The following is a 23561-nucleotide window of genomic DNA, read 5'->3' as shown; positions in this document are numbered from 1 at the left end:
TTATCCCTGCCTTCCCTGGTTTTTCAGATAATATCAGGCAATAATACTTCCAAAACGAAAAAGCAGTTTGTTGGAAAACATTAAAAGTTTGTGGTAATTTTACACAACAAAAAAACCAACATCATGCCACAGAAAACCTTACATGATACCTTCTGTTACCCCGCATTTAATCCTAATCCGTGGGACGGAAAAAACGATGTGGTAATTGTTGCTGAAATTGAAAAATCATGAATAAAGAGGTCGAAATTGTAACCATTAACCAAGAGAACCTTGCGTTGTACCCGGATGTCATCTGTTTTATTAATCCGAAAAACCAGGCATTTCCCCTGAAAATTGAATGGATAAAACAACGGCTTTCCGAAGGCCTTCGTATTAAACTAATTTATTTGGCAGGCCAGAAAAAGGCAGTGGGCTTTATCGAATATGTTCCGGGTGAATATGCCTGGCGGGCAGTTTCAGCCAGCGGCTATCTGTTTATTCATTGCCTGTTTGTATATCCGAACAAAAACAAAAACCTGGGCCTGGGAACACAATTAATTACTGAATGTATAAATGATGCAAATCTCAATAAGTGCAAAGGGGTTGCCGTTGTGGCCAGCAAAGGCTCATTTATGGCGGGCGATGAACTTTTCCTGAAAAACGGATTCAAAGTAATTGAAACAGACGGAGCAGGAAATCAACTGCTTGCCCTGACTTTTGGAAACGGAACGCTCCCTGTAATTAACGACTGGAAATCGCAACGTGCCCGTTACCAGGGACTTCATATTATTTACTCCAAACAATGCCCGTGGGTCGTGCGTTTCGTTGAAGAAATAAGAGGTACGGAAACAGCAAAAAAACTAAACCTCGTTATCACCGAAATAAAAACACCGGAGGAGGCTCAAAATGCCCCTTCGCTTTACAGCACCTTTAACCTGATATACAATGGAAAAATACTGGCTGACAGATACATTTCAAACACGCGTTTCAACAATATACTGAAAAAGGAAAAACTGATTTGAAAAAAGTAAAACTCCGCAAACATGTAACCTATCAGACTTTTATATGTAATAGAATTACGCAACAATCAGACTTTGTAATAATATTTACCCAAAACAACTTTTAATCACTTTTAACAGCACCTTTCCTGCAGTCGCACACAGATAAAGCTCTATTTCACAGGCATTATCTATATAAAAAGAACTGTTTACCTCCTTCGTCTGTTGTTAATTAAAAGAAACAAACACCCCCTGGTATTGTGCTATTGTGGCAGTATCAATTTACAGATAACGGGGTGAGTTATAAATCAAAATTTAATAGCGATGAACAATCAATTCAGTACATTAACGGAAGCCATTGAAGATTTAAGGAAAAGAGGTTTCACCCACAATCTCCGGATCAATGAAAAAGGGCAATTGGAAGAACCGGGGGGAATTCATTTAGGGCCATCTGAAGTGAAGCTGATGGAGTTCCACCGTTTTGAAGGAATGACAGATCCCGCTGATGCCAGCATTGTGTATGCCCTGGAAACCAAATCGGGTATTAAGGGTACTGTTGTGGATACTTATGGAGCCAGCGGTTCTGAAATCACTTCGGAGTTTATGAACAAAGTGGAACAACACCAGTTCGACACCTGATTTTCTCTCCTGAAAATTCAGGTTTAATGGCCCTTTAGTATCCTTTCAATCCGTTCGTCCAGCTGCGCCTGGTCGTTTGAAAAGCTGGCCAGTCCGGCAAGGTTTAATAAGGTATCGATGGCAAGTTCACCTGTGGCAAGTCGATCGGCCCAACGTTCGTGTTTCGGAATTTTACCATCAGAAGAAATGTAATTCAAATCACTGTCGCTAAGGTAGGGAAACATATCGCTGCACCCGGCCTGATGCATCCGGTCGATAAGCTCATTCCCGTCCTGCGGACAATTTTGGCCGAGGCTTTTGGCCAGTTCCAACTCCTGCTCCGTTACCTCCCATAATTTTTCCGGAAAATACACCTCTGCTTCCGGATGAATACCCACCGGATAAATCTCGTCCAGCCGTGATGTAAATTTCCCTGACAGGTTTGTCATTCCACCGGCGGCTACTTTGGTTGGCATGGTAAAAACATTAACCCCTGCCAGATCTTCCAATTGACCGTAATTGCGTAAGCTGGCCGCAATAAGTTTAGTTGGTTCCGGGTTACTTTGAGTCAGATGATTCACCCATCGCTGCGATTCCAGAACCGCCCGTTCTCCTGCCCCGGAACCGTCGCCCAGTCCGTTATCGCTGATATATGCGCCAATCCTGCCCAAAAAAACATTAAGGTAGTTTGGCTTTGTAATGGCGGCTACCATCACATTCTGACGGGCGGAGAATTCAAGTGTAAAGTTCACCTTCACACCTTTTTCCCTGAGCTTCCGGGCCCCTAAAAGTCCGGCAGCCGTGTAAGGAACTTTCACAATGAATTGATCAGGACAAATCTCAAAATAGCGGATTCCATACTCTACAATTGCCTTCATATCGTGCGCCGTATCAGTATGCAATTCAACACTCACAAAACCGCCAAACTTTTTCGCAAGACGCAACCCGTGACGGGCATTCAAAATGAAGGCAATTTCCACAATCTGCTGTTGGTGTGGCAATTCTTTTACTATCTCTTTGGCCTGCGCAATAAAATCATCATAAATACCTTTCTGAATCTCTTTGTTCACCAGTGTATTGTTGGTTGTAAGCGCAGTCATTTCTGCCGTCCATATCTTTTCAGCCTCATCCATATCGCCCGTATCGAGCCACAATTCAGTCCCCACCGCTTTCAAATTCTTCCAGAACGCATTGGGTTGTGCCGTGACGGGCTGCTCCTGAATATTATCTGATATAAACTCCCTTATTCTTTCTTTGAGTGAATTGTCCATATTTATTCGATTTGAAATTCTCACATAAAGGTAAGGTGAAACCCTTAAACTACAAAGTCATTTCCTGACGGGATGGACTTTCCATTTTTCCTTCCCGTTTTCAGAAAACGCAAGACTGAATACCGGATCTGTCTTTACATCCTTTCACCAGAAACGCCAACCTCCTGAAAAGCCGGCACATTCGGGGAGTAAGGCCACTACAACTTTTATTTTACAAATACCCTTCGGACTGCTTCAAGGTAACCGTAGCCATACATAGTGCATGGTTGAAGGTAGCTTGTTTCAGTCCATTCATTCCAACTGTTTATGGTTATCAGGGGATATTGGTTCGGATGTTTATCCGCATAATCGCGAGCCATTTTCAATGCCTTTTCAAAATTTTCCGGCGGATTGTTTTTTACTACACCCGGGCGGAACATCTCAAAACGAGGATTATTATCCCAGCCAACGGAAACATGCGGATAATAGGGTATGTCAAACGCCTGGTCTAAACGAGTCCACTCTTTCTCTACATCTTCAATTATGTCAAGATAATCTCTGTCAATACCGGCAAAATGGACAAACTGGTAATGGGAAAGTCCGTCAAAACCAAGTTCTTTTACAACATCAGCCTGCATACCTATAACATTTCCCTTATTATCAGATAACCGGAACTTGCTACTCCGCAGGCAAGCCTGGAGGTTGATACCTTTCAGTCCGGCCTTTACCGTTTCATTCCGGAACCAATCCAGCGCTTCTTTCGTTTCTGTAATCCCTCCAAGGCCGGCAATCAAACTGTTTAGGTCATAAATCATAAAACAGGGTTTGCCGTCGATGGTATAGTAAGAAGGATGTTTAAAGTATTTTTCTATTATCCTGTGGCAAATTTTTTCAAACTCATCCCTGTCAACAGCTCCTTTCCAGATTAAGTCATCATTGGGTTTACCTGCATTTCGTTTATCCCAGGTCAAATCTACGTCATGATTGGCCCACATCAAATAAAACTTGACGCGATCGTTGTTTTTTGCCTGCAGGTAACCATCATTTAAATGGCCTTCCAGAAAGGGCATTCCATCATACCAGTACCAATCGAAAATAAATACATTCACACCATGGTCGGCAGCGGCATTGATTTCCATCTCTGCCACATAAGGATCTGCCTCATTGATATATCCCCACAATGGCTGCCTTGGTTGTTCATGACCATCGTATTTGGGTTTGTTTTTCATCACTGTTTCCCATTCGCCGAATCCTGCGGGCCAGAATATTTTTGCCCGATCATCGGGATGATAGGAAGGCCAAACAAAAGCAGCCACATCATATTGTTGTTTTTGAATGGACGCGGTACCCGTTTTTTGTCCTTTGGCATCGACCTTACTCAGAAGAGCAAATCCCAACAAAAGTACAAATCCCAGGTATTCAACCCGTTTTGTTTTCATCAGATACATTTTGAAAAATAATTGCCTTATTCCGTATAAGGATCATAATCTTCTTTTATTACCCTTTCCACAGCTTCCAGATAACCAAATCCATTGAGCATGTCGGGTAACAGGTAACTGCCTTCTACCCATTCATTCCATGCATTGATGGTAATCAGCCTGGGTTGTTCGGGATGACTGTCAGCATATTTTTTTGCTTTGGAGAGCAAAGCCGCAAAACTTTCGGGTGTATTATGATAATGCACTACATCGTGGATACCTTTAGCCGGAAACCGCGGTGTATCGTCCCAACCAATGGAAACACACGGAAACAGCGGCACATCCAGAATTGAATCCATTTGTGTCCTGATATTTACAGAATTGGTTCCGTAAACCAAATAATCTTCGTTTAATCCCCCCATATTGTAAAGGGCCACACTGTTGAATCCCATTTGGTTTACCCTGTCAGAGAAACGAGTAGCCGCTTCTTTTGACATAATAGAACCGCCGCCCTGGTTCCATTGGATATGCAACCCCGGAAATCCAGCTTTTTTTACTTCTTCCCGGAAATAATCAAGCGCTTTGCGGGTTTCTTCCACGCTACCGCCAAAACTCTGCAACAGATTATCTATACTGAATATGGAAAATAACGGTTTGCCATCGAATTTTAAATAGTTGGGTTGTTTGAAATACTGCGTTATCACCCGGTCCACAATAATTTTGAAATTGTCCCAATCCACAGCACCGTCCCAAAGCAACGAATCATCCTCCTTAAACTTATGTACATTCCAGTAGTTCCGCTTTACATCATGGTTGGCCCACATCAGATAAAACTGCATCTTATCCTTGTTTTTGGCTTTCAGAAAACCATTATTCAAAGCACTTTCCAAAAACGGACCTTCGCCAAACCAGTACCAGTCAAATACAAACACATTCACGCCATGATCGGTGGCGGTATCAATCCATTTTTCCATCACCTGCGGATCGTCGTCCAACTCATAACCCCAAAGCGGTTGCCGGGGTTGATAATGCCCGTCAAAACGCTTATTCCCCTTTTTAATCACTTCCCACTCGCCGGTACCCTCAGGCCACAGCATGTCGCCAAATCTTTCATCGTGATGGCACGAAGGCCAGATATAAGCCGCCACATAGTATTCGTTATCACCGGATTCTACACTGGTTTTGGGTTCCGGTGCATTGCATGAAAAAAAGGTTAATACGAACAGTAAACCTACTGCTCTCTGAATGCTTTTTCTGACAGTAAAACAGTTCATAGGATAAAATAATATTGATTAAACATTGATTTTGTGCAAGTTTAACAAAATATTTTGTATGGATTAAGAAAAGACTTGTAAATTATTTTTTTCGAATCGGCATTTAGTTCCAATGGGCAATGAACCTGTATGCCGACAGAAAATACACAAGCGAAAAAGATACGCTCTCAACAGAGGTAAACCAACATCTTACCCCATTTTTCTGTTTGAGACGAAAGCAAACATGAAAGAGTGTAGCCTTCAAAAGCAGTTTTCCTGGGTGAAGCAGGCGCTTTTATGCCAGGAAAAAAATTGAAGAGCAATGGGCAAAGCCCCTATTTTGAATAGATGAAACGCAAAGGACTTGAAGTGACGTTTTTTTGTCATGTATTCCAAGACGCGGTTACAAATTGCGTCAACAGAAGGATCTCCGGTTTGTAATTACCGGATAAACTGATGCGGTTCTTAGAACTTAACTCAGTAAATTCTTATCCAAGCTCAGGACCGCATATCAGAAACTGATTTTCCGGGATTCCGGGAAAAGGATTTTCATTCCGGTACATGCGGATAAAATGGCGTTGTTTTACAAAACCGGCAGCATACAGCCACTCGGTCAAGTCTCTTTTATCATCCAAAATATCCGTTACAACAGGTTTTCCTTCGAGACAAATTAATAATTTCAGCATGAGTTTTGTTGCCTCTTCGGTCGTTGAAGCCATTACAGGGCCCACCTGGTTAAAACGGGTTCCCTTGCGCCCCAAGGCAAATCCATTGATTCTTCCTTCCCTTTTCAGCACCCAGGCATACTCCGGATAATTTTCAACCAGAAACTCCAGCAAAAATTTTCGGTCTGTTCCAAACACACGCCTGTCGTATTCAATTACTTCCGGGATATCGTCAGGCTGCAATGGTTCCAAAGAACCGTCACATTCGGCTTTCAATGTAGCTGTTTCGACGGACTCAATTGTCATCCGGTGGATAAGGTATTCCTCTCTGAAACCAAATTTAGGATAAACCTTTTGCCCTGCAGGAGTAGCATCCAGTTTGACTGAGCGGCATGATTTCAACTGTTCCAGAAGGCCGGTTAAAAGTAGTTTACTTATCCCCTGCCCTCTGAATTCCCTGTCAACCAAAACCATTCCTATCCAGGCAACTTCATTTTCATAATTCATTGCGGCTGCCGTACCTATAATTTTGCCATTGGTTTCAGCGGCCAGACAAACATTCCCGGGTTTACTGATTATCAACTCCCAGTCCTTTTCAGTCTGGTTCCACTTTTCGGCATCCGACAGTTTTTTGGCCTGCCTGATATCATGGATTGTTAATGTTCTCAGGTCAGCCACCTGTCCAGATTTTCTTTTACGAATGCGTCATCGTTCAAATGCGGATATGCGGCATACACCCGGTCTATTTCCTTTTTTTGCCCGGGAGAAAGCGTTTCATCTTCATTCAGTGTCCATATACCTTCCAGCAACCCCTGTCTGCGAAGTACTTCGTGGATACCCGTGATACATCCTTCAAAATTATTGGCTACATCGAAAAAGGCCGCATTGCAATCGGTTATTTGGTTTGCCAGCGCCAGCACCTCCTGCATATTATCCGGCAACTGATTGTTATGAACTTTTTCCAGCAATTCAACGGCCTTCCGTGTCCAAACCGCCCAGTGGCCAAGCAGTCCGCCTACAATCCGTTTCTTTACTGTTTGCCCGTTCACCTCAAACTGGTATTCAGCCAGCAAATCCACCAGGATATTGTCATCGTTTCCGGTGTAGAGCGTTATTTCTTCGGCACGTCCCGATTCAGCTACCCCACGCACTACATCTAACGTTTGATAGCGGTTGAAAGGCGCCATTTTAATAGCGACCACATTTTCAATCCGGGCAAATTCCCGCCAGAAGTCGACGTCCAGCCTCCTGCCACCCACTGCGGGCTGCAAGTAAAAACCGATAACCGGAATTACATTTGCAACGGCCTTGCAATGCTCCAGTATTTCCGGGTTAGAAGCACCGGAAAATGCTGCCAGACTCAGTAACACCGCATGATACCCTTTTTGCAGGGCAAGTTTTGCTTCTGCTACTGCCTGGTCAGTTTTCCCTACAACACCGGCTACCCTGATGACTGATTTACCTGTCCGCTCTTCAAAACGGTCGAATTCTTCCCGGGCAATTTCCAAAACCGGACCGTACAAATTAACTTCCGGTAAACGGATTTCAAACTGCGTGGTATGTACCCCAACAGCTACACCCCCCACACCGGCATCCAGATAATACCTCATCAAAGCACGCTCCCGGCTTTCATTCAACTTCCGGTCTTCATTTAATGCCAGTGGCAGTGCAGGAATCACAACCCCTTTTTGAAGGGCATCCAATATTTCTTCAGGTAATTCTGTATAATTCATTTGTTTTTCTTTTTAAATGGTAACAGATCGAACTTCCATAAAATCACGCTTCTCTGCGCATATTTAATTCACGGTAGTTTCATCTGAATATTGTTGTATTTTTTATTCTACGAAGGAATTCGATAAACTGTCAATCTCAATATTTCCCGTCCCGGACCTCAAAATGGGTGGGTTTCCCCAGCAACTTTTTGTCGTCTTCCATCCACCGAGCAGTCCATTCCAGCACTTTCGCAACGGGCACCGAGTTTTCGCCAAACAAGCTGAATGCCTTTTCAGCATTACTCAGAAGCGCTGTAGTAGCTTCATTTCCGGTAAACCGCACCTCTTTTCCGAATAACTTTCCGAACTCAACAGCCACATCGCGTACCAAAAGTGTTTCGGCTCCGGTAATGTTGATCGTCCAGGCGGGGCTGGCAGCATGTTCGATGGAACGGAGTACCATGTCGTTGGCATCGCCCTGCCAGATTACATTAAAATACCCCATCGTTAAATCTACCGGCTGGTCGTTTTTTACTTTATTGGCAATATCCACCAGCACTCCGTAACGAGGTTCCACTGCATAATTTAAACGAATAAGAGCCACCGGTGTTTGGTATTTTTTACTGCCGAATTCAAACATCCGTTCGCGTCCCAGGCACGATTGCGCATATTCCCCTACCGGCTCCGGCTTGTCTGTTTCCAGCGAACCACCCGATTCAACCGGAACAAGTGGGTACACACATCCGGTAGAATAAGCCACAATTTTTGAATCCCTGAAGTTTTCGGCCACAAGCGCCGGGAGGTAAGAGTTCATCGCCCAGGTAAGCGAAAGGTTATCTTCGGAACCGAACTTCATTCCAGCCAGAAAAAAAACATTTTTTACTTTGGGAAGGCTTTCCAGAAAATCCCTGTCAAGCAGGTCGCCCCGGATAGTTTCAATCCCCCAGCTCTCTATAAGGGCTCTTTCTGCCTCATCACGAAAGCGGGAAACTCCGATTATTCGCTTTGTTACCCCGGCTTCATTACAGGCACGTTTGGCCATGTGCGCCAGCGAAGGACCAATTTTCCCGGCAATTCCAAGAAAAATAATATCGCCTTCCAGCCTTTTAAACAGTTCAATCGTCTCTTTTGAAGGATTGGATAGAAGTTCCTCCAATTCATTATCACTCACTATTTTTTCAGGATAATCGCTCATCTTTTTATCTCTCTTTTAAAATGATATTCTTATAAATTTCAACCGCTTTTTCAATATTCTCCGTGTAACAAAATTCATCTGTTTTGTGTGCCATTTCGGGCTGCCCAGGACCAAGAATAACAGTTGGAGTACCGCTGTAGGCAGGTTGCAATACGGCTCCGTCGGTCAGGTAAGGAAGCGATTTTGGAAACCCCGCCTGCCCGGTTTGTATTCCGCAGGCAGCATAAACCGACTGCACAAACGAATCGGATTCATCGGTAGAAACAGCCTGAAGATCAACTAAAACCTCAATGGCCACCTCTTCCCCCAATTCATTGGTCAATCTCTCCAGTAATTTGTGATGTTCTACTTTGGTTGTAGTACGTGCATCGATGGTAAATTCAGCATGGTCGGGCACCGAATTAAGATTAATTCCGCCCTGCATTTTCCCTACATTCAACGTAGAAAAACCGAGCAAAGGATCCTCTTCTTTTCCGAAGTCAAATTTTTCAACCTTTAAAATGGCCCGGGCTGCTTTATAGATAGCGTTGTCGCCCAGGTGCGGCATGGAAGAATGAGCCGTTTTTCCCTTGGTTTTAAGGTTTAAATACAATCCGCCTTTATGCCCGATAGCCGGGATATTGGCTGTGGGCTCGCCTACCACAATACCTTGTGTACGCCCCATTTTTCCATACGTTGAAACAAGGTGTTTCGCTCCCTGACAACCAGTTTCCTCTGCGGCTGTGAGCAACAAACGAACTCCTTCGGGAGGAGTGCCCTCCTCAAATGCGCGGATAGCAGCAACAACCATGGCCGCCACTCCTCCTTTCATATCGCTGGAGCCGCGTCCGTAAATTTTTCCATCCTTTATTTCACCGCCTAAAGGATCTGTTTTCCAGGGGACAGCCCCCAAAGGCACTGTATCAAAATGACCGGTAAATATCACCGGAAGGGAATTGCGGCCACATCCTTTTTGGGCTACAACATGCAAACGGTTTTCGCCGTAGGGAATATAATCTACATCAAAGCCGTTTGCCTCCAAAAGTTTCCCGACAAGCCGGGCTGCCGGGGCTTCGTTACCCGGCGGGTTTACCGTATCAAGCGCAATAAGTTCACGTGTAAGTTCTATTACTTCTGCGAATGCCATTTTAACTTAAAGATTGAATATAGGTAATAATCTTGCCGTACATGAAATATACCATGATACTTATTAATAAAAAACCAAAAACAGCCAGCACATTCTGCCACAGGTTATTTTTCAGTTTACCCATCACTTTTTTGTTATTCAGGATTAAAAACATCCCGATGGCAATAAGTGGAACAGCCAATATGGAAGAAGCCTGGGCCAGAATCAGGGTATAAATAATATTGCCCCGGAAAAAAACAGCAATCAGCATTCCCATAAGCAGGGCTATTGTAGTAAATATTTTGGGCATTTTTTCGTCCATTGTACTTCCTAAACCAAGCCCGTCGGCCAGCAGTCCACCTCCCATTACTGCATTCACCATTAAAGAAGAAAAAGCAGCAGAGCACAAACCAATACTAAAAATAACCTTGGCATAGCTCCCAAACAATGCTTCAAGCTGCAAGGCCATGTCCGCTGCAGAATTCACCGTAATACCATTGGGATACAAAGCAGAGGCAGAAGTTATTATAATTAAAACGGAAATAAGTGCCAGTAGAGAAATCCCAGTATAGGAATCGCTGAGCCCCTTTTTTATATCCCCAACCTTCCAACCTCTTTTTTGGGCAAGGTATGACTGATACAAAGCCCCATGCAAAACGAATGTGGTTCCTACCAGTGCGGCAATAATGTCCAGCGAATCAAATGAAAAGGAACTGGGTACAAACCCTTTTGCGATTTCACCCACATCCGGTTTTGTAAGGACCAAATTAAAAAAGAAGGCAACAATCATCACCATAACCAAAACCATCATCAACTTTTCCAGCAACTTGTACAAATTTTTAGCCCAAAAAAGCAGAACAATGGCCAGCGGGGTGAATATGAGCGGCCATACCCGTTCGTCTACGCCGGTTATGCCTTCCATGGCAATTCCAACCCCGAGGTTGTTTCCAAACTGGAAACTGGAAGCGGCCAGAAATGCGGCAATACCAATTACTGCAGAAAACCACCTGCCGTAGTTTCCGGCAATAGACTGAAGTATCGAATCTTTGTTTGAAACCCCAAACCGGGATCCCATAGAAGTATAGATTACCATGGAAATAGCGGCAAGTAAAATAACCCATAAAAAGGCATACCCGTGTTCTGAACCAATTCTGGAAGACACGGTAATACTGCCCGGTCCCAAAACCACTGAAGCAATGATAAACCCGGGGCCGAGGGATTTCAAATAATATTTTAATGTTTTAATCCAATGCATATTGATTCGTTTTAAACTTTTAAAAAGATTTTTTGCTGATAAAGATAATAAAGTAACAACCACTCCAAAGTAATCGCTCCGGCAATCATAATCCAGGTACCAGCAGGCTCAACGAGCCATCCGGTAAAGAAACCAGAAATTTCGCGAAAGGGAAGAATACGGGCGGCCATGTAGATGGTTATGGAATTTAATCCTATCACCTTAAAGAAAAAAAGCACGTGCGAAAACACCCTCCCCCTGAGTTTACGCACATCGATAACATAATAAAACACAGCCAGTAAAACCAAACTAATTCCGGCGGTTAAAAAATTGAAAGTAGTAGTCCAGAAACTTTTCACAACCGGATATACAGGAGCAAGAACAAGGGCAAACAAAATAAATAAAACACCCGTTCCCAGTAAATACAATGCTTTCCGGTTCGGCGTAATATTTGGTTGGCGTAATAGCCGGCCGGCAAAATAGCCCATCAAAACAAGTACGGAGGCCGAAATAATACAAAGGACTCCCAAACGATCGTAGGTACCCACCGATAAGCGACCGGGGAGCAACAGTTGATCCACGTAAGCGTTCATCCCCTTCACAGGATCGAACCAACCGGCACCGTAGCCCGGAACAGGCACAAACAACTGCAAAACCGAAATGAACACCAGGATAACCAGCAACCAAAGGGCATGCACTTTCACTGATTTCGCCTGCAAAACAATGGTAGCGCCAATAAAATACGCAAGTCCAATTTGCCCTAAAACACTGGCAAACCGCATATCTGCAAACCCTTTTTGCAGTGTGCCGTTATACAAAAGTCCCAGGATGACCAAAATGAACGCCCTCTTCACAATCCGGAACTGTAGACTTTTCTTAGAAATGCCCTTATCAACTTTTGAAAGGATAGCAAAAGGAATTGTGACACCGGAAATAAACATAAACAGCGGAAAAATCAAATCCCAAAAACGGAATCCCTCAAATTCCACGTGCCGCATTTGTATGGCTACCGGCTCCAGAAAACTCAAAGCATTTAACTTTGATAAACTAACCACCAACGCCCCGCCACCAATAATCCAAAACATATCAAATCCCCTCAGTACATCGAGAGACATAAGCCTTTCACTTTTAACAGAATTTTTATTTGCTGTTGTTTCCATAAAATCTGTTAGTCCTTAAAGTGTGCGGCCATCCAATCATACATTTTATCTCTCATTTCAGAAGAGAACCTGTTAATATCCTGAGGTGTATGCAGATGAAGATTTTCATTTTTCTCATACAATCCATAAACTTTTCCAGCCTGATTTACACACTTTTCAATATCTGTACGATGCGCGTCTTTATCCTCAGAAGGAGCAATGACCAACACCGGGCGCGGAGCAATACAGGCCAGAATTCCGTCAAAATCATACGGAATGTGCGACTCCTTCCCCACAAAAAAACCAAGACGCGGCAAAAGTCCGTGTAAATGAGAATAAGCCATTATACCTTCCGTTCCCCTATCAAGTGTATTGGTCCGCATGGGCGTGAATCCGGCTACGGAAACCACTCCGGCAATCCTTTCGTCTGTGGCCGCCGCATATAATCCTACATTAGCTCCCAGAGAGTAGCCAGCCACTATAATTCTATCCGGGTCAACAAAATCAATGTTTACCATTGCATCCACTGCCCCATGCACATCCGTAACCATTTTTCCCAGTTTCGACCAGTGAGGATATCTGTTATAAAACCGAGTCCCCTCTTCAATCCGGTTACCAAACCCCAACATGTCGAAGGCGAATACGGCAAATCCCTTTTCAACCATTGAACGGAATAATGTTTCTACCTGATGATATGAATTAAAACCTTTGGAGTAGTCAAATTCATGAAGGTAAATCACCACGGGCAGGTCATTGCTTTTCAACTTTCCCTGATCGTTCAATGGGTAGTAAAGATAACCAAACAACTGATCCCCAAATCCTTTATAAGGGCTAACCGGCATAACTCCCATTTTGGAAGTTTTTCCCGGACGGGAAAGGAAATTTCCAAAACTATCCTCCCCCCTGCCGGCATTTTTTAAGCTTCCGGGTCCCGGGTTGGTGACGCCCGGGGGCTCCTCGCCGAGTCCCCACTGAATATACTTCCGGATCTCCTTCCTGCGTTTTTTCCACTCGTCTGGAGATGTAATCTTATTTCCGCTTTCACTGACCAGCAAATTATCAGCGCCTTTTACAGGAAAATCATCCGGGTTGATTTTTTCACCACTTATTTCTTTCCACTCTTCGAAAGAGTAATCATAAAACAACCGGTTCGGTGGTTGAAAATCACTTCGACCAAACACATAATCAAAAAAATCGATATGATCCTCCATGTCACGGGCGCTTATACTATGAAGTCCGTACCGGGAGCGGATGGCCAGGTTATTCCGCGCCCCCAAAAAATCGTATACTTTCTGACTGGCATAATAGGCCTGTTCTACTGCCCAGGGATTTCCGGCACCTTCAGTAATTGCGGTGCTCAACATCAGGCCCCGCGGGGCAATCAGCGCCATAAAAGAATTTTGATCGACCGGAAGCTTGTGTTCTTTTCCAATAAAAAAGCGCAGCCGCGGGTGCAACCACGACGGACGGGCGCTTGAAAGCAGGGCAATATCTTCAATATCGAAATTAAAGGAGGTATAACGCCATGGAATAGAGGCCCCGGTGCAACCGCTGCTAGGAATGCAGGCTGTGATGCGCTCATCGAAAGCAGCCGCCATCAGCGACTGTTTCCCATTACGCGAATGCCCGGTGATACCGATCTTTTCTTTGTCCACTTCCGGAAGGGTGTGCAAATAATCGACAGCCCGGGATGCTCCCCACGCCCTTCGCATCAGGCGGGTAAAGTCATACTCTCCGGCCCAGATTTCCGCATACTTTTCGGTATCGTCTTTCGTGTCGGCCCCGGCATAAATACAGCCAATATACCCTCGCCTGACAGCTACCTGTGCCCATTCACGGTGATTCCACTGGGAAAGGAATACAGGGAATGGCCCTTTTCCCGGCGGCACCATTAATTCCAGTGTTAGTTTTGCCTGATGTTCCGGGCCGAAAGAAAGCTCCACCATTTGCAGCTTTACTTCACCATCCATCTTTTCACTAAGAATCTTTGTTCTCAGATTATCCGGTGCCGGTGGAAAGGTACCCGAAATATAATGCTGAAGCTGCTCCCGCATCCACTCCTTTTTTTCTTCCCATTGAGCCTTTGTTTTTACCGGAATATTCTTTCCTCCTTCGTCAATCAGAAGGGGATTAGGCAAAAATGGGATTGAAGGTATTTGCTCAAAATCGGGAGGCAACTCCCCGGTCCGGTTCAACCAGTCGGGAAAAGTTCTGTCAAGAAAGGAAACCCTTCCCCTGTCATCGAACGGACTGCCTTCATTTAATTTATCGGCAGGCAGCACTTTTAAAATCAAATCCAGATTGGCTTCTCTTTTAATCGTGTCTTCAGAGGCCGGGATATGGTTTCCCTTTATTCCTCTTCCTTCTCCGACAAATGACACCAACAGCAACAGAAAAACAATAATGTTTTTACTGTTCATGAAAAAAACAAATAGATTTTGTTTCATCAGCTATTGGTTTATTTTTTAAAAATCAGACTATTTTCCGGTTTACTTCATCCCACTCCACCGTTCTCTTTTCGATGTATGATTTATGCGCCATGATACATGTTATTCCTTCCTGAAAAGCCATTTCAATGTTAGCGCTTGGTGTACCTCCGTTCCGGATGCAGCTCAGCCACTCGCGCAGGTGTAGGTGCGTTACATCCACCCTGCGGCCGTTAATGGTTGTTGTGGTCAGTCCCCTCGATGCATAATATTTTTCCGAGGCCGATGTTACTGCGTCTATTTGCCCGGCTTCGGGATTAAAAGAAATCATTGGCGACCCGGTCTCAATAATCCCGGACTTTATGGCATCGGCATAACGCGTTGAGTTTCTGTCGGCCGTAATGATGGCATTGTTCCCGAGTTCCATTGAAGCATCATGCCCCATAAACACTCTTCCCCTTCCGCGGCTCGATGCCAGGTTCCCGCTGTAAAGCAATGTCAAATCGTGCTGCGGGTACTCAAAAACACAATGTAATGAGTCGGGCATATCGCGGTTGTCTTTCCAGTAATAAATTCCTCCTGAAGAAGAGGCCGATTTTGGAATGCCAATATGTAACAGTTGGTTTACTGCATCAAACTCATGGGTAAATAACTGCCCAATCATCCCATGGTCGTAATCGAACCATTTAGTCCAACTGTAATACCGGTCGATGCTGAACGGAACATACGGAGCAGTTCCAAGCCATTCTTTCCAATCAATGGTATCTTCACTTCCCGGTTTCAGGTTTCCGTTGGCATCAAGGTGTCTTATCCAGGCACCACTCGCCGTGTTACGGTTTGATGTCGTTTCCACCAGGGTAATTTTACCCAATAAGTTTCTTTTGATAACTTCTTTAGCCTGCTGGAAAACAATACTCTGGGTTATTTGGTGGCCCAACTGGTAAACAACATTGCTACTTTTTACAGTGGCGTAAAGTTCGTTTAATTCGTCCTCATGCAACGCCGGGCTTTTTTCGCAATAAACATGTTTGCCCGCCCTTGCTGCTTCGGTGGCAAAGCGGGCATGGTGGTGGTCGGGTGTAGCTATGATAACCGCATCAATCTCTTTATCATCAAGCATTTCCCGGTAAGTCCGGTAACGTTTTACCGGTAACTTCGGTGCATCCTTCCCGCCGGGACGAATTTCGTTTGCAGCCGTGGCCAATCCCTTTTCGGCATGCATATCAAACACATCGCAGATACCGGTTATAGCTACATTCAGGTATTCCTGCTCCAACCACGCTGCCAACGTATTGTTTTGCTGACTGCTTTTTACTTCGTCAGGATGTTTAAAACCCAGTGCACTGGCCAGCTGAACGGCCCGGGTACCGAATCCAATAATCCCCACCCGGATTAAATCACCCGAATGTTTTTTCGTGCCGTAATCCGACATGGGAAAATCTATTGAATCCAACCCCAGTTCTTTTACTACTGAGCTTCTTTTATTGATATCGTAATTTTTTTTCTTCAGAATTTCAAAACCAAGGACCCCTGCCACCGGTAGCCCAGCCAACGCTTTTAAAACAGTACGGCGTGGCATCCCTTCGCCCTGTCCGTTTGCTTTTCCTTCTCCGGAGAGGTTATTCTTTTTTTCTGCGTTCATGTCTTCCTTCATTTTATTTCTCCTACTTGCTTTTTTTATTTCTTCCCGCCCAAAAGGCATCAAGACCAAATATTTTGCTGGTGGGAAACAAAGCCAGTACACACAATGCTCCGGCCTCAATGAGTGTTTTATTTACTACAAGGTTACTCCCCTCCATTGGTAATGTATATTCTATACCAACTAACGGAGGACTGTTAAGATAGTAAACAAAAACCAGGGCTGCCCCCGCCACGGCGGCTACCCTTGAAAAAAGTCCCAGCAGCAAGCCCAATCCGATGGCAATCAACCCCCAGGTGTTTAGAAAATCGGCTGCGGCCAGGACCCCGCTGTTGGAAGTAACCCAGTCTGCAAATCCGGAAAGTATCCATTTGGACTGGCTTAGGAAACCAGCGGAGGTCCAATCCGGGTTGAGCAGCTTGGCAACACCTTCATACAAAATATGCCACCCCACCAGAAAACGTAATAATACCAATGCTGTAAGCTGCAGATTGGAATAAGTATTTTTCATATTTCTAAATTGTTTGTTTTCCAGAAAAAATATACCTGCCTGGCTTATTTGTGGTCAGACAGAAAGCTCGCCAATATAAAAATTTTATTCTAAATATTATTTTTACTTATGGCTTGTTTCTCCTTTCTTAAAATTTATATTTTCTGCTTTCCTTTTTTGCTTTTTCCATAATCTTCTCAACAGAAACCGGTTTTCCCCCCTTCTTCTTACTCTCATCTGCGGCTTCCATAAAAGCAAGGATTTCGAGTGTTTCTTCCGGAGTAACAGGAACTTCTCCTGTCTCAAAATATTTAACAATATCTTTTAACAATGGGTTGTACCCATTATAAGACCCCAGCTTTTTAATGGCTTTTTCTCCGAAAACAGATCCGCCATAGCCTGAACTTCCTTCCCTAATCCCCCTGAAAGTTCCAATGCGGCCACCTTCCCAGGTTCCTACCACCACATCAGCACCGGGAGTATGTGCCCGGGTTACTGTTTTACAGCCAGTTCCCATAGCTGTAAAAAGGGCCTCTACGCCATGTATTCCATACCAGAACAAGTCAGGATGTGTTTTTTCTATTTTGGACGGACTGTAAGTTTCAGCTCCGAGGACTTTCCCAACAGCACCGCTTTTAACCTCATCCATTCCCTGAATATAGCGGAGCGATGAAGCAGAGAAAATTGGAAGACCGTACTGGTTGGCAGCATCAAAAATAACCATGGCATCAGCAAGGGAGGCGGCCATTGGTTTATCAATAAACACACGTTTACCCGCCTTTAAAACAGGCAAAGCCTGCTCCAGGTGCCGACGTCCGTCATTAGTTTCGAGCAAAACCACATCGACTTTTGTTAACAACTCTTCTATAGAGCCGGTTATGGCAACACCCATCTCCTGCATCTGCTTGGTGTAACCTTCGATACGTTCAACGGAAGATTGGATATCCAAACTGCCTTGAGGATAAGCAGCAACTACTTTGTATCCGTAGAAAGTGTCACCGGCATCCGCTGCGTTTAATGCCTTGGTGAAAGCAATACTGTGAGAAGTATCCAAACCAATGATACCCACTTTTTTCCCTGGAGAAGCAAACGAAGACATGGTGGCTGCCATACTACTATTTACCATTGAAATCCCTATGCCGGCGAGTGCACCGGTCTTTATAAATTTACGTCTGTCAATCATTATAACTTATTTTTAAAAGTATTATTCTTTTTCACCATTTTGAAGAAAGAGCTAATAGAACTTTGTTCTTAAGTAGACTTTATAGCTCCGTAAGCCATCGCAAATCTATGTAAATGATAATCAAACACAAAATAAATGTGTGTGCGCACACATTTATTTTAATTCATACAGATAAGAAGAAATTATTATTGATTATAATTCAAGAACTTAAAAAACGGACCATTTCAAAAAAATGTTATAAAACACAAAGATATGTGCGGGCACACATCATGTTCTTTATCTTGTAATATAAATATGCGGACAATAGTATAGATCAATTCAACCGAATAATTATAAATAATCTATGGAGTAATTCATCGCATCAATTATGCTAATAATCAGCTATAACATGGATTAATACCCAATGATTATTTTATTTATTATTCATGGGCTTTCCAAAAGAGATTATATTCAAAATTGATATTTTGTTTTGAAGCGACCTAAAGCCTGTTATTTATCTGATTTCTGTTTTTAAATCTTTATTATCTGCCAGTTTCCAGGATAAACCTCCATCTGGTGACATTAGCAAAGTTCTTTTACGATCTTTTTTATCATTCCTATAAAACCAATAAGTTGACCAATAATCAAATGACAAATACAATCTACCTAAACGGTCAATAGTAAAACGATGCCGATAGACACTATAACTGGAAAAAGGAGCTACAACTAAAAGTACTGGTTCGGACCAAGGTTCACCCGGTTTTTTAGACATGTACGCTAATGATGCAAAATAATTATTTGGAAAATAATCTGTATTATAACGCCATAGACGGAAAGCCAAATGCAGGGTATTATCTTTACCTGTAACTAATCCCAAATAAGTTTGACTAGATTGTGAACCTTTAACATCCATTACAGGCTCCGCCTCAGTCCAACCTCCATTTATATTTCCAGGTTCAATTGACCTTGTATAATTAAATGGTCTACCATGTGTACCTGTTAATACATGTAAGAACCCTTTGCTGTCCAATGTAATTCCCGGAATATTATGTACATCATTAGGAGGTGCTCCATAACCAACCAATATGGGTTTTTCCAACTTGCCTGTAGCTATGTCATAAGAGGTAACGTAAACAGGTACTCCCGGAATTATTTCTTTGCTCACCTCGGGATCAGACACTTCACCCCAAACAATAAAAATTTTTGAACCGAGAGAAACTAATGACGAAGGGATCCCGGAATGTGAAGATACCCCCAGACACTTTTCAGATATTAATATTGATTCTTTCCATTCAATTCCATTACTACCCTTTTTAGGGATTAAAAGCTCCAAATCACCATGCCTTCGCCAAAAGTGGTTTTTATCTGCTCCCCTTTGGGTATATCTTGTTACCGGAGGAGGGCCAGCAGGTATATTATGCCCTGAAAATTGCTCTATATCAAAACGCGAGGTTGGGGAACTCCCAGGAATATCATAAGAAGTAAAACTTTTCCCTCCGTCTTGTGAGTGTAACAAAACTGCCTGGTCATTCTTTTTTGCCAATGTATACACATCGCCATCAGCACCAAAAGCAATAATTGACCCATTTGGCGATCCAACTTGTACATTGTCCCATTTCTCATTTTTTAAGGAAAATACGCCATCTTCCGTACGAACAAAAGGTCTGTTGTCAATATTAAAGTATGGTTGATTATCTAAAGGATAATCTGGCAAATAGCCATATTGCTCATGCTCTTGAAAATAAGGTTTAAGTACCAATGGAATATCGATATGGGAATCTGTCGGGATTCTTCCTGCTTTGGCATATAATGTTGAGTAGGTTGAATAATCATCGCAAGTTGCCCGCAGGTGTACAACCTGATCAACCTTTTCTGCTATCCAGTTAAGCGTTATCTCTTTTTCTTCATTCGGAGCCAGATCAACTTTTTCCTCTGACAGTTGAATATCCCATTTCTGATTTGGGAATTCAAGCTCTAACGTAATTTGATTTGCCTTAATCCCATTATTGTGCACTTTAAAGGAAATTGATTTTTTTTCTCCCTGATCACCAAAAATAGTTCTGTTATGCGGAGTAAGTAACCATCGATTGCTCTGAACTGAAAACCAGCTTTCAGACGATGGAGTCCAAAATGCGCCATTGGGAAATTGGTGAAAGTAGTTTGACTCATCACCAACACTCCATTTGGTCACTCCTTGTATTTGCACCTTACTTTGCGCCTTTTCAAAATGCAACTTCCACGGAGTTGCAAGCCGAGTCCCCTCATCAACAGTATAAAATGCGGTATCGTTTTTTACACTGATAACGGCTATTTGACGATTTTGAGCATCTTTTAATTCCAATGATTCTACATCATCAGCTAAGTTAGTCGCTAAAATACTAAACGTATTATCGGGGGGTAAAAAGCACAAATCAGCCTCTCTTTCAGCATCGTGCAAAACAATGGGTTCTTCATGGTGCTGATCACGATGTCCCCTGGAAGTTTCAATCATATACTTTTTACAACTCGTTCTGAATCGCCAAATGATATTCTCTCCATACCGATCATTTGCGACAGTAATCATTACGGCATAAACACCAGGATGCTCTACCTCTGCGTTTAATATTAATGACTGTGCCGGGCCTGTTCCCCCTCCCTGTGGTATATTATCATCAGGAATCCATAAATCCTGAATTAACTTACGATCAGGGCCAACAAAAATTGCACGTAATGCCGTTGAGGATTTGGTTTTATTCAAGTCCTGTTTTTCTATTTCAATTACCAACGGACCTTCATCGGCATAAAAAAAAATGCCTCCACACCCCCCAGCTTTTGGAGTCCATTCGCCCAATTGCACATTATCATCTTCATAAGTGCATGAGAGTGTAGATGATAGCAGAACTGACACCGTTAAAAAAACAAGAAGTCGCATTATTTTATATTTTTTATTATTGCCATTTTCTTCTGTATAAACTCAGACCTTTTCAACCATGTAATTTTCGTTCCAATGTCCATTTCTTCCCGTCCACCTCCACTTCCAATTCTACCGGATCACCTCCAGCATAAAGTGAAGCAAGATCTGTAATAAGCCGACAATCCGGATACTTTTTCCCTTTATGCGGAACTAAAACTGACACAAAAGCAAAAGGCCCCTGCCCTTTGTAAACAGCAGATACGGAAGTCCGTTTCTCTCTTTCACCATATTTCTTCGAATACCAGCCTTCCTCTTTCTCTAAACTAATCGGCTTTTGACCAACTACCTGAATCATAAGATTCGAGTCGTCAAACCCTGTTGTAATACGTCCCATGGCATTATCCAGGGTTACTGGTCCAGGTGCGATTGGAAAATGAATAGCGATATCACCTTTTCCGTCGCCAATTGCTTCATCAAGAATAACAAAGAATGGAACATCACTCTTTTTTCCCAAAAACCATACTGTCCGACGATGCAGAAAAAATCGGTAAGAATGATTTTCAACACACAAAACATCTGCATCTTCACTGCTATTCCACAATAACTTGCGTCCGGAAATCATTGTATCTTCCCCATTTAAAGTCAATGTTGCATGAACTTTTGTTTGCCGATGCCATGCCCTGGCTTTAAGATTATTGCCATAAGTATAAAATCCTGTATCTGGCATTAACCAACGTCCATAGCCATAGATTTCAAAAGTTCCGTTATCAGGCGTATCGTGAGAGCTGAATGCCGGTGGAGAACAATGTAAAGCCATGTATACCTGATCAGGTGTCCATTTATTTCTCATAGCATAAAGTCCGGATTCTGAAAAAGCGGTACTCCCGTTTGAAGGCAACTGCTGAATATCCAGGTCGGCCAAAGCTTTATATTTTGGATCATTAAACTTTTCACTCGCTTCCAACAATCTGTCGTATAAAGGCAACGACTTTCGGTCACCAGATGCCTGTACATTTCTGGATGTATCTCCAAACATAGGAAATCCCAGATCTGGTGTCGAGATACCGAAAAAATGATCCGCCATTAATTTTATCCGATTCTGAAAAACCAATGGCATTTTACGCCCCAAAGCCTCCGTTCGGTTCTCTATTTCAAGTGCGTCATTGTAAACTCCCGTATGATATCCTCCGCACCATTCACGCTGAACCCCATCTGCAGTAGTTTGGGCCAACAAGTATTTACTTGTAAGTTCAATACCTGTATCCAGCCACTTTTCCCTGTCTTTATATTCAGGAAGGGTGTACATAACATTAAAAAAACCACGTTGTTCAAAAATAGCCTTATTATGAACTTTATTCATTGGCATCTTTTCTGTTTTTAGCTGATGGTCATATAAACTGGCAATCAGCATTGCTAAAAAACTTGGTGTAAAAGCCTTAGTATGTACAAAAGTCCGAAACCCCTTACAAATATTAGTGGCCCTGATGCCGGTCTGAAGATCAAGCCAGGGATATCCTTTCCAACCAGCAGAACCATATACACCCGCCTTATATACAGGATGAACAATATCAATTGTTTTCTCCAGCGGGTGTTTGCCTATCCAGTCTGTTGTCAATTCAACAAAAATGCTGGCATACCTTTCATCGCCAGTTTCCAAATATGCATTTACCAAATCATTCGCCCAGTAAAAACGATAGACTGATGCGACCCATTCAATATCACCAGCAGGATCTGCCGCCCAATCGATATTAGAGCCATAATCTGCAGCGTCGTATGGTCCCCATTGAAAAATATGCTTCTCTATATTATTTGCTCTGGATATTGAAGCTGAAACTTTATCAGAACCACTTGAGGAACTTTTGGCCACTTCGGCAGGTTTCGGGTAACGGATTCTATAGTACTTGAGTAATTCTGCCAATGCAGCGTCGTATCCTTTCTTATTTAAAACTTCTTTTACTTTTGCAAGCTCTGAACTATCTATATTCAGTACCGAAAATATTTCACCGGGCAACAAAGATGCAAGCCCACTTTTTTCAGTTTCAATGAAAGAATCTGAAGGATATCCAATGGTTGCCATAGGGAAGCTGCTTACACCGGCAGCAAGAGAAATAAACCCAAACTTCTGAAGAAATTGCCTTCTATTTTCGCTAGTCATTTTTATGTGATTTTAAGATTAAAACAACGATTAAATCGCAACAAGAATAAAGTCATTTACTTTTAACTTTCCTTCTTTTCTAATCCTTCATTTTAAAGAATAAAATGAACTTTTTTTAGCTTAAGCACGATGAAAGGTTGAGGTGAAATGGAATGCTTCCATCACCTCTAACCTTTTCATTTACAACATAAAATCATCTATGAAAAAACATGATGCTTTTTCAGCAAACA

The 23561-nt window shown here is 42.9% G+C and carries 17 protein-coding genes; 2 read left to right on the top strand and 15 right to left on the bottom strand.

What is annotated here, in order from left to right; all coding sequences use genetic code 11:
• The first annotated feature begins 227 nt into the window (after positions 1 to 227).
• A complete protein-coding gene (locus D1164_RS18875; protein ID WP_119351458.1) occupies positions 228 to 1001 on the top strand; it encodes a YoaP domain-containing protein in 774 nt (257 codons plus the stop codon).
• Between the two features lie 300 nt (positions 1002 to 1301).
• A complete protein-coding gene (locus tag D1164_RS18870) occupies positions 1302 to 1616 on the top strand; it encodes a phosphoribosylpyrophosphate synthetase (protein ID WP_119351457.1) in 315 nt (104 codons plus the stop codon).
• Positions 1617 to 1639: 23 nt separating this feature from the next.
• Here D1164_RS18870 and D1164_RS18865 read toward each other — a convergent pair whose 3' ends face one another.
• From D1164_RS18865 to D1164_RS18790, 15 genes are all read right to left on the bottom strand, one after another.
• On the bottom strand, positions 1640 to 2866 hold the full coding sequence (locus tag D1164_RS18865; RefSeq protein WP_119351456.1) for a transaldolase family protein: 1227 nt from the start codon (positions 2864 to 2866) through the stop codon (positions 1640 to 1642).
• Positions 2867 to 3072: 206 nt separating this feature from the next.
• Positions 3073 to 4284 (bottom strand): glycosyltransferase WbsX family protein, encoded by a 1212-nt coding sequence (locus D1164_RS18860; RefSeq protein WP_119351480.1) that lies wholly within the window; start codon positions 4282 to 4284, stop codon positions 3073 to 3075.
• 26 nt (positions 4285 to 4310) lie between these two features.
• On the bottom strand, positions 4311 to 5537 hold the full coding sequence (locus D1164_RS18855; protein WP_119351455.1) for a glycosyltransferase WbsX family protein: 1227 nt from the start codon (positions 5535 to 5537) through the stop codon (positions 4311 to 4313).
• A gap of 467 nt (positions 5538 to 6004) precedes the next feature.
• A complete protein-coding gene (locus tag D1164_RS18845; protein ID WP_172594530.1) occupies positions 6005 to 6859 on the bottom strand; it encodes a GNAT family N-acetyltransferase in 855 nt (284 codons plus the stop codon).
• Positions 6847 to 7914, bottom strand: coding sequence for a dihydrodipicolinate synthase family protein (locus tag D1164_RS18840; RefSeq protein WP_119351452.1), 1068 nt, complete (start codon positions 7912 to 7914; stop codon positions 6847 to 6849). Before D1164_RS18840 ends, D1164_RS18845 begins: the two co-directional genes overlap by 13 nt.
• Before the next feature lie 136 nt (positions 7915 to 8050).
• Positions 8051 to 9088 carry an NAD-dependent epimerase/dehydratase family protein gene (locus tag D1164_RS18835; RefSeq protein WP_119351451.1) on the bottom strand — a complete coding sequence of 346 codons (1038 nt, stop codon included), beginning with the start codon at positions 9086 to 9088 and terminating at the stop codon, positions 8051 to 8053.
• A 4-nt stretch (positions 9089 to 9092) separates the two neighbouring features.
• Positions 9093 to 10214, bottom strand: coding sequence for a M20 family metallopeptidase (locus tag D1164_RS18830; RefSeq protein ID WP_119351450.1), 1122 nt, complete (start codon positions 10212 to 10214; stop codon positions 9093 to 9095).
• Position 10215: 1 nt separating this feature from the next.
• Positions 10216 to 11448, bottom strand: coding sequence for an Nramp family divalent metal transporter (locus D1164_RS18825; protein WP_119351449.1), 1233 nt, complete (start codon positions 11446 to 11448; stop codon positions 10216 to 10218).
• Positions 11449 to 11459: 11 nt separating this feature from the next.
• On the bottom strand, positions 11460 to 12587 hold the full coding sequence (locus D1164_RS18820; RefSeq protein ID WP_119351448.1) for an acyltransferase family protein: 1128 nt from the start codon (positions 12585 to 12587) through the stop codon (positions 11460 to 11462).
• Positions 12588 to 12595: 8 nt separating this feature from the next.
• Positions 12596 to 15013, bottom strand: coding sequence for an alpha/beta fold hydrolase (locus tag D1164_RS18815; RefSeq protein WP_119351447.1), 2418 nt, complete (start codon positions 15011 to 15013; stop codon positions 12596 to 12598).
• A 25-nt stretch (positions 15014 to 15038) separates the two neighbouring features.
• Positions 15039 to 16634: a Gfo/Idh/MocA family protein gene (locus D1164_RS18810; protein WP_172594529.1), complete on the bottom strand. Its 1596-nt coding sequence runs from the start codon at positions 16632 to 16634 to the stop codon at positions 15039 to 15041.
• Between the two features lie 22 nt (positions 16635 to 16656).
• Positions 16657 to 17142, bottom strand: a complete 486-nt coding sequence (locus tag D1164_RS18805) for a DoxX family membrane protein (RefSeq protein ID WP_119351445.1) — start codon at positions 17140 to 17142, stop codon at positions 16657 to 16659.
• Between the two features lie 127 nt (positions 17143 to 17269).
• Positions 17270 to 18304: a Gfo/Idh/MocA family protein gene (locus tag D1164_RS18800; RefSeq protein ID WP_119351444.1), complete on the bottom strand. Its 1035-nt coding sequence runs from the start codon at positions 18302 to 18304 to the stop codon at positions 17270 to 17272.
• A 493-nt stretch (positions 18305 to 18797) separates the two neighbouring features.
• On the bottom strand, positions 18798 to 21194 hold the full coding sequence (locus tag D1164_RS18795; protein ID WP_119351443.1) for a BNR-4 repeat-containing protein: 2397 nt from the start codon (positions 21192 to 21194) through the stop codon (positions 18798 to 18800).
• Between the two features lie 52 nt (positions 21195 to 21246).
• A complete protein-coding gene (locus D1164_RS18790) occupies positions 21247 to 23331 on the bottom strand; it encodes an alginate lyase family protein (RefSeq protein ID WP_119351442.1) in 2085 nt (694 codons plus the stop codon).
• Positions 23332 to 23561: the final 230 nt, after the last annotated feature.

This window comes from Mariniphaga sediminis (assembly GCF_003573545.1).
Classification (GTDB): Bacteria; Bacteroidota; Bacteroidia; order Bacteroidales; family Prolixibacteraceae; genus Mariniphaga; species Mariniphaga sediminis.
Note: the sequence above shows the minus strand (reverse complement) of the source record. Positions and strands in the feature narration are given on the sequence as shown.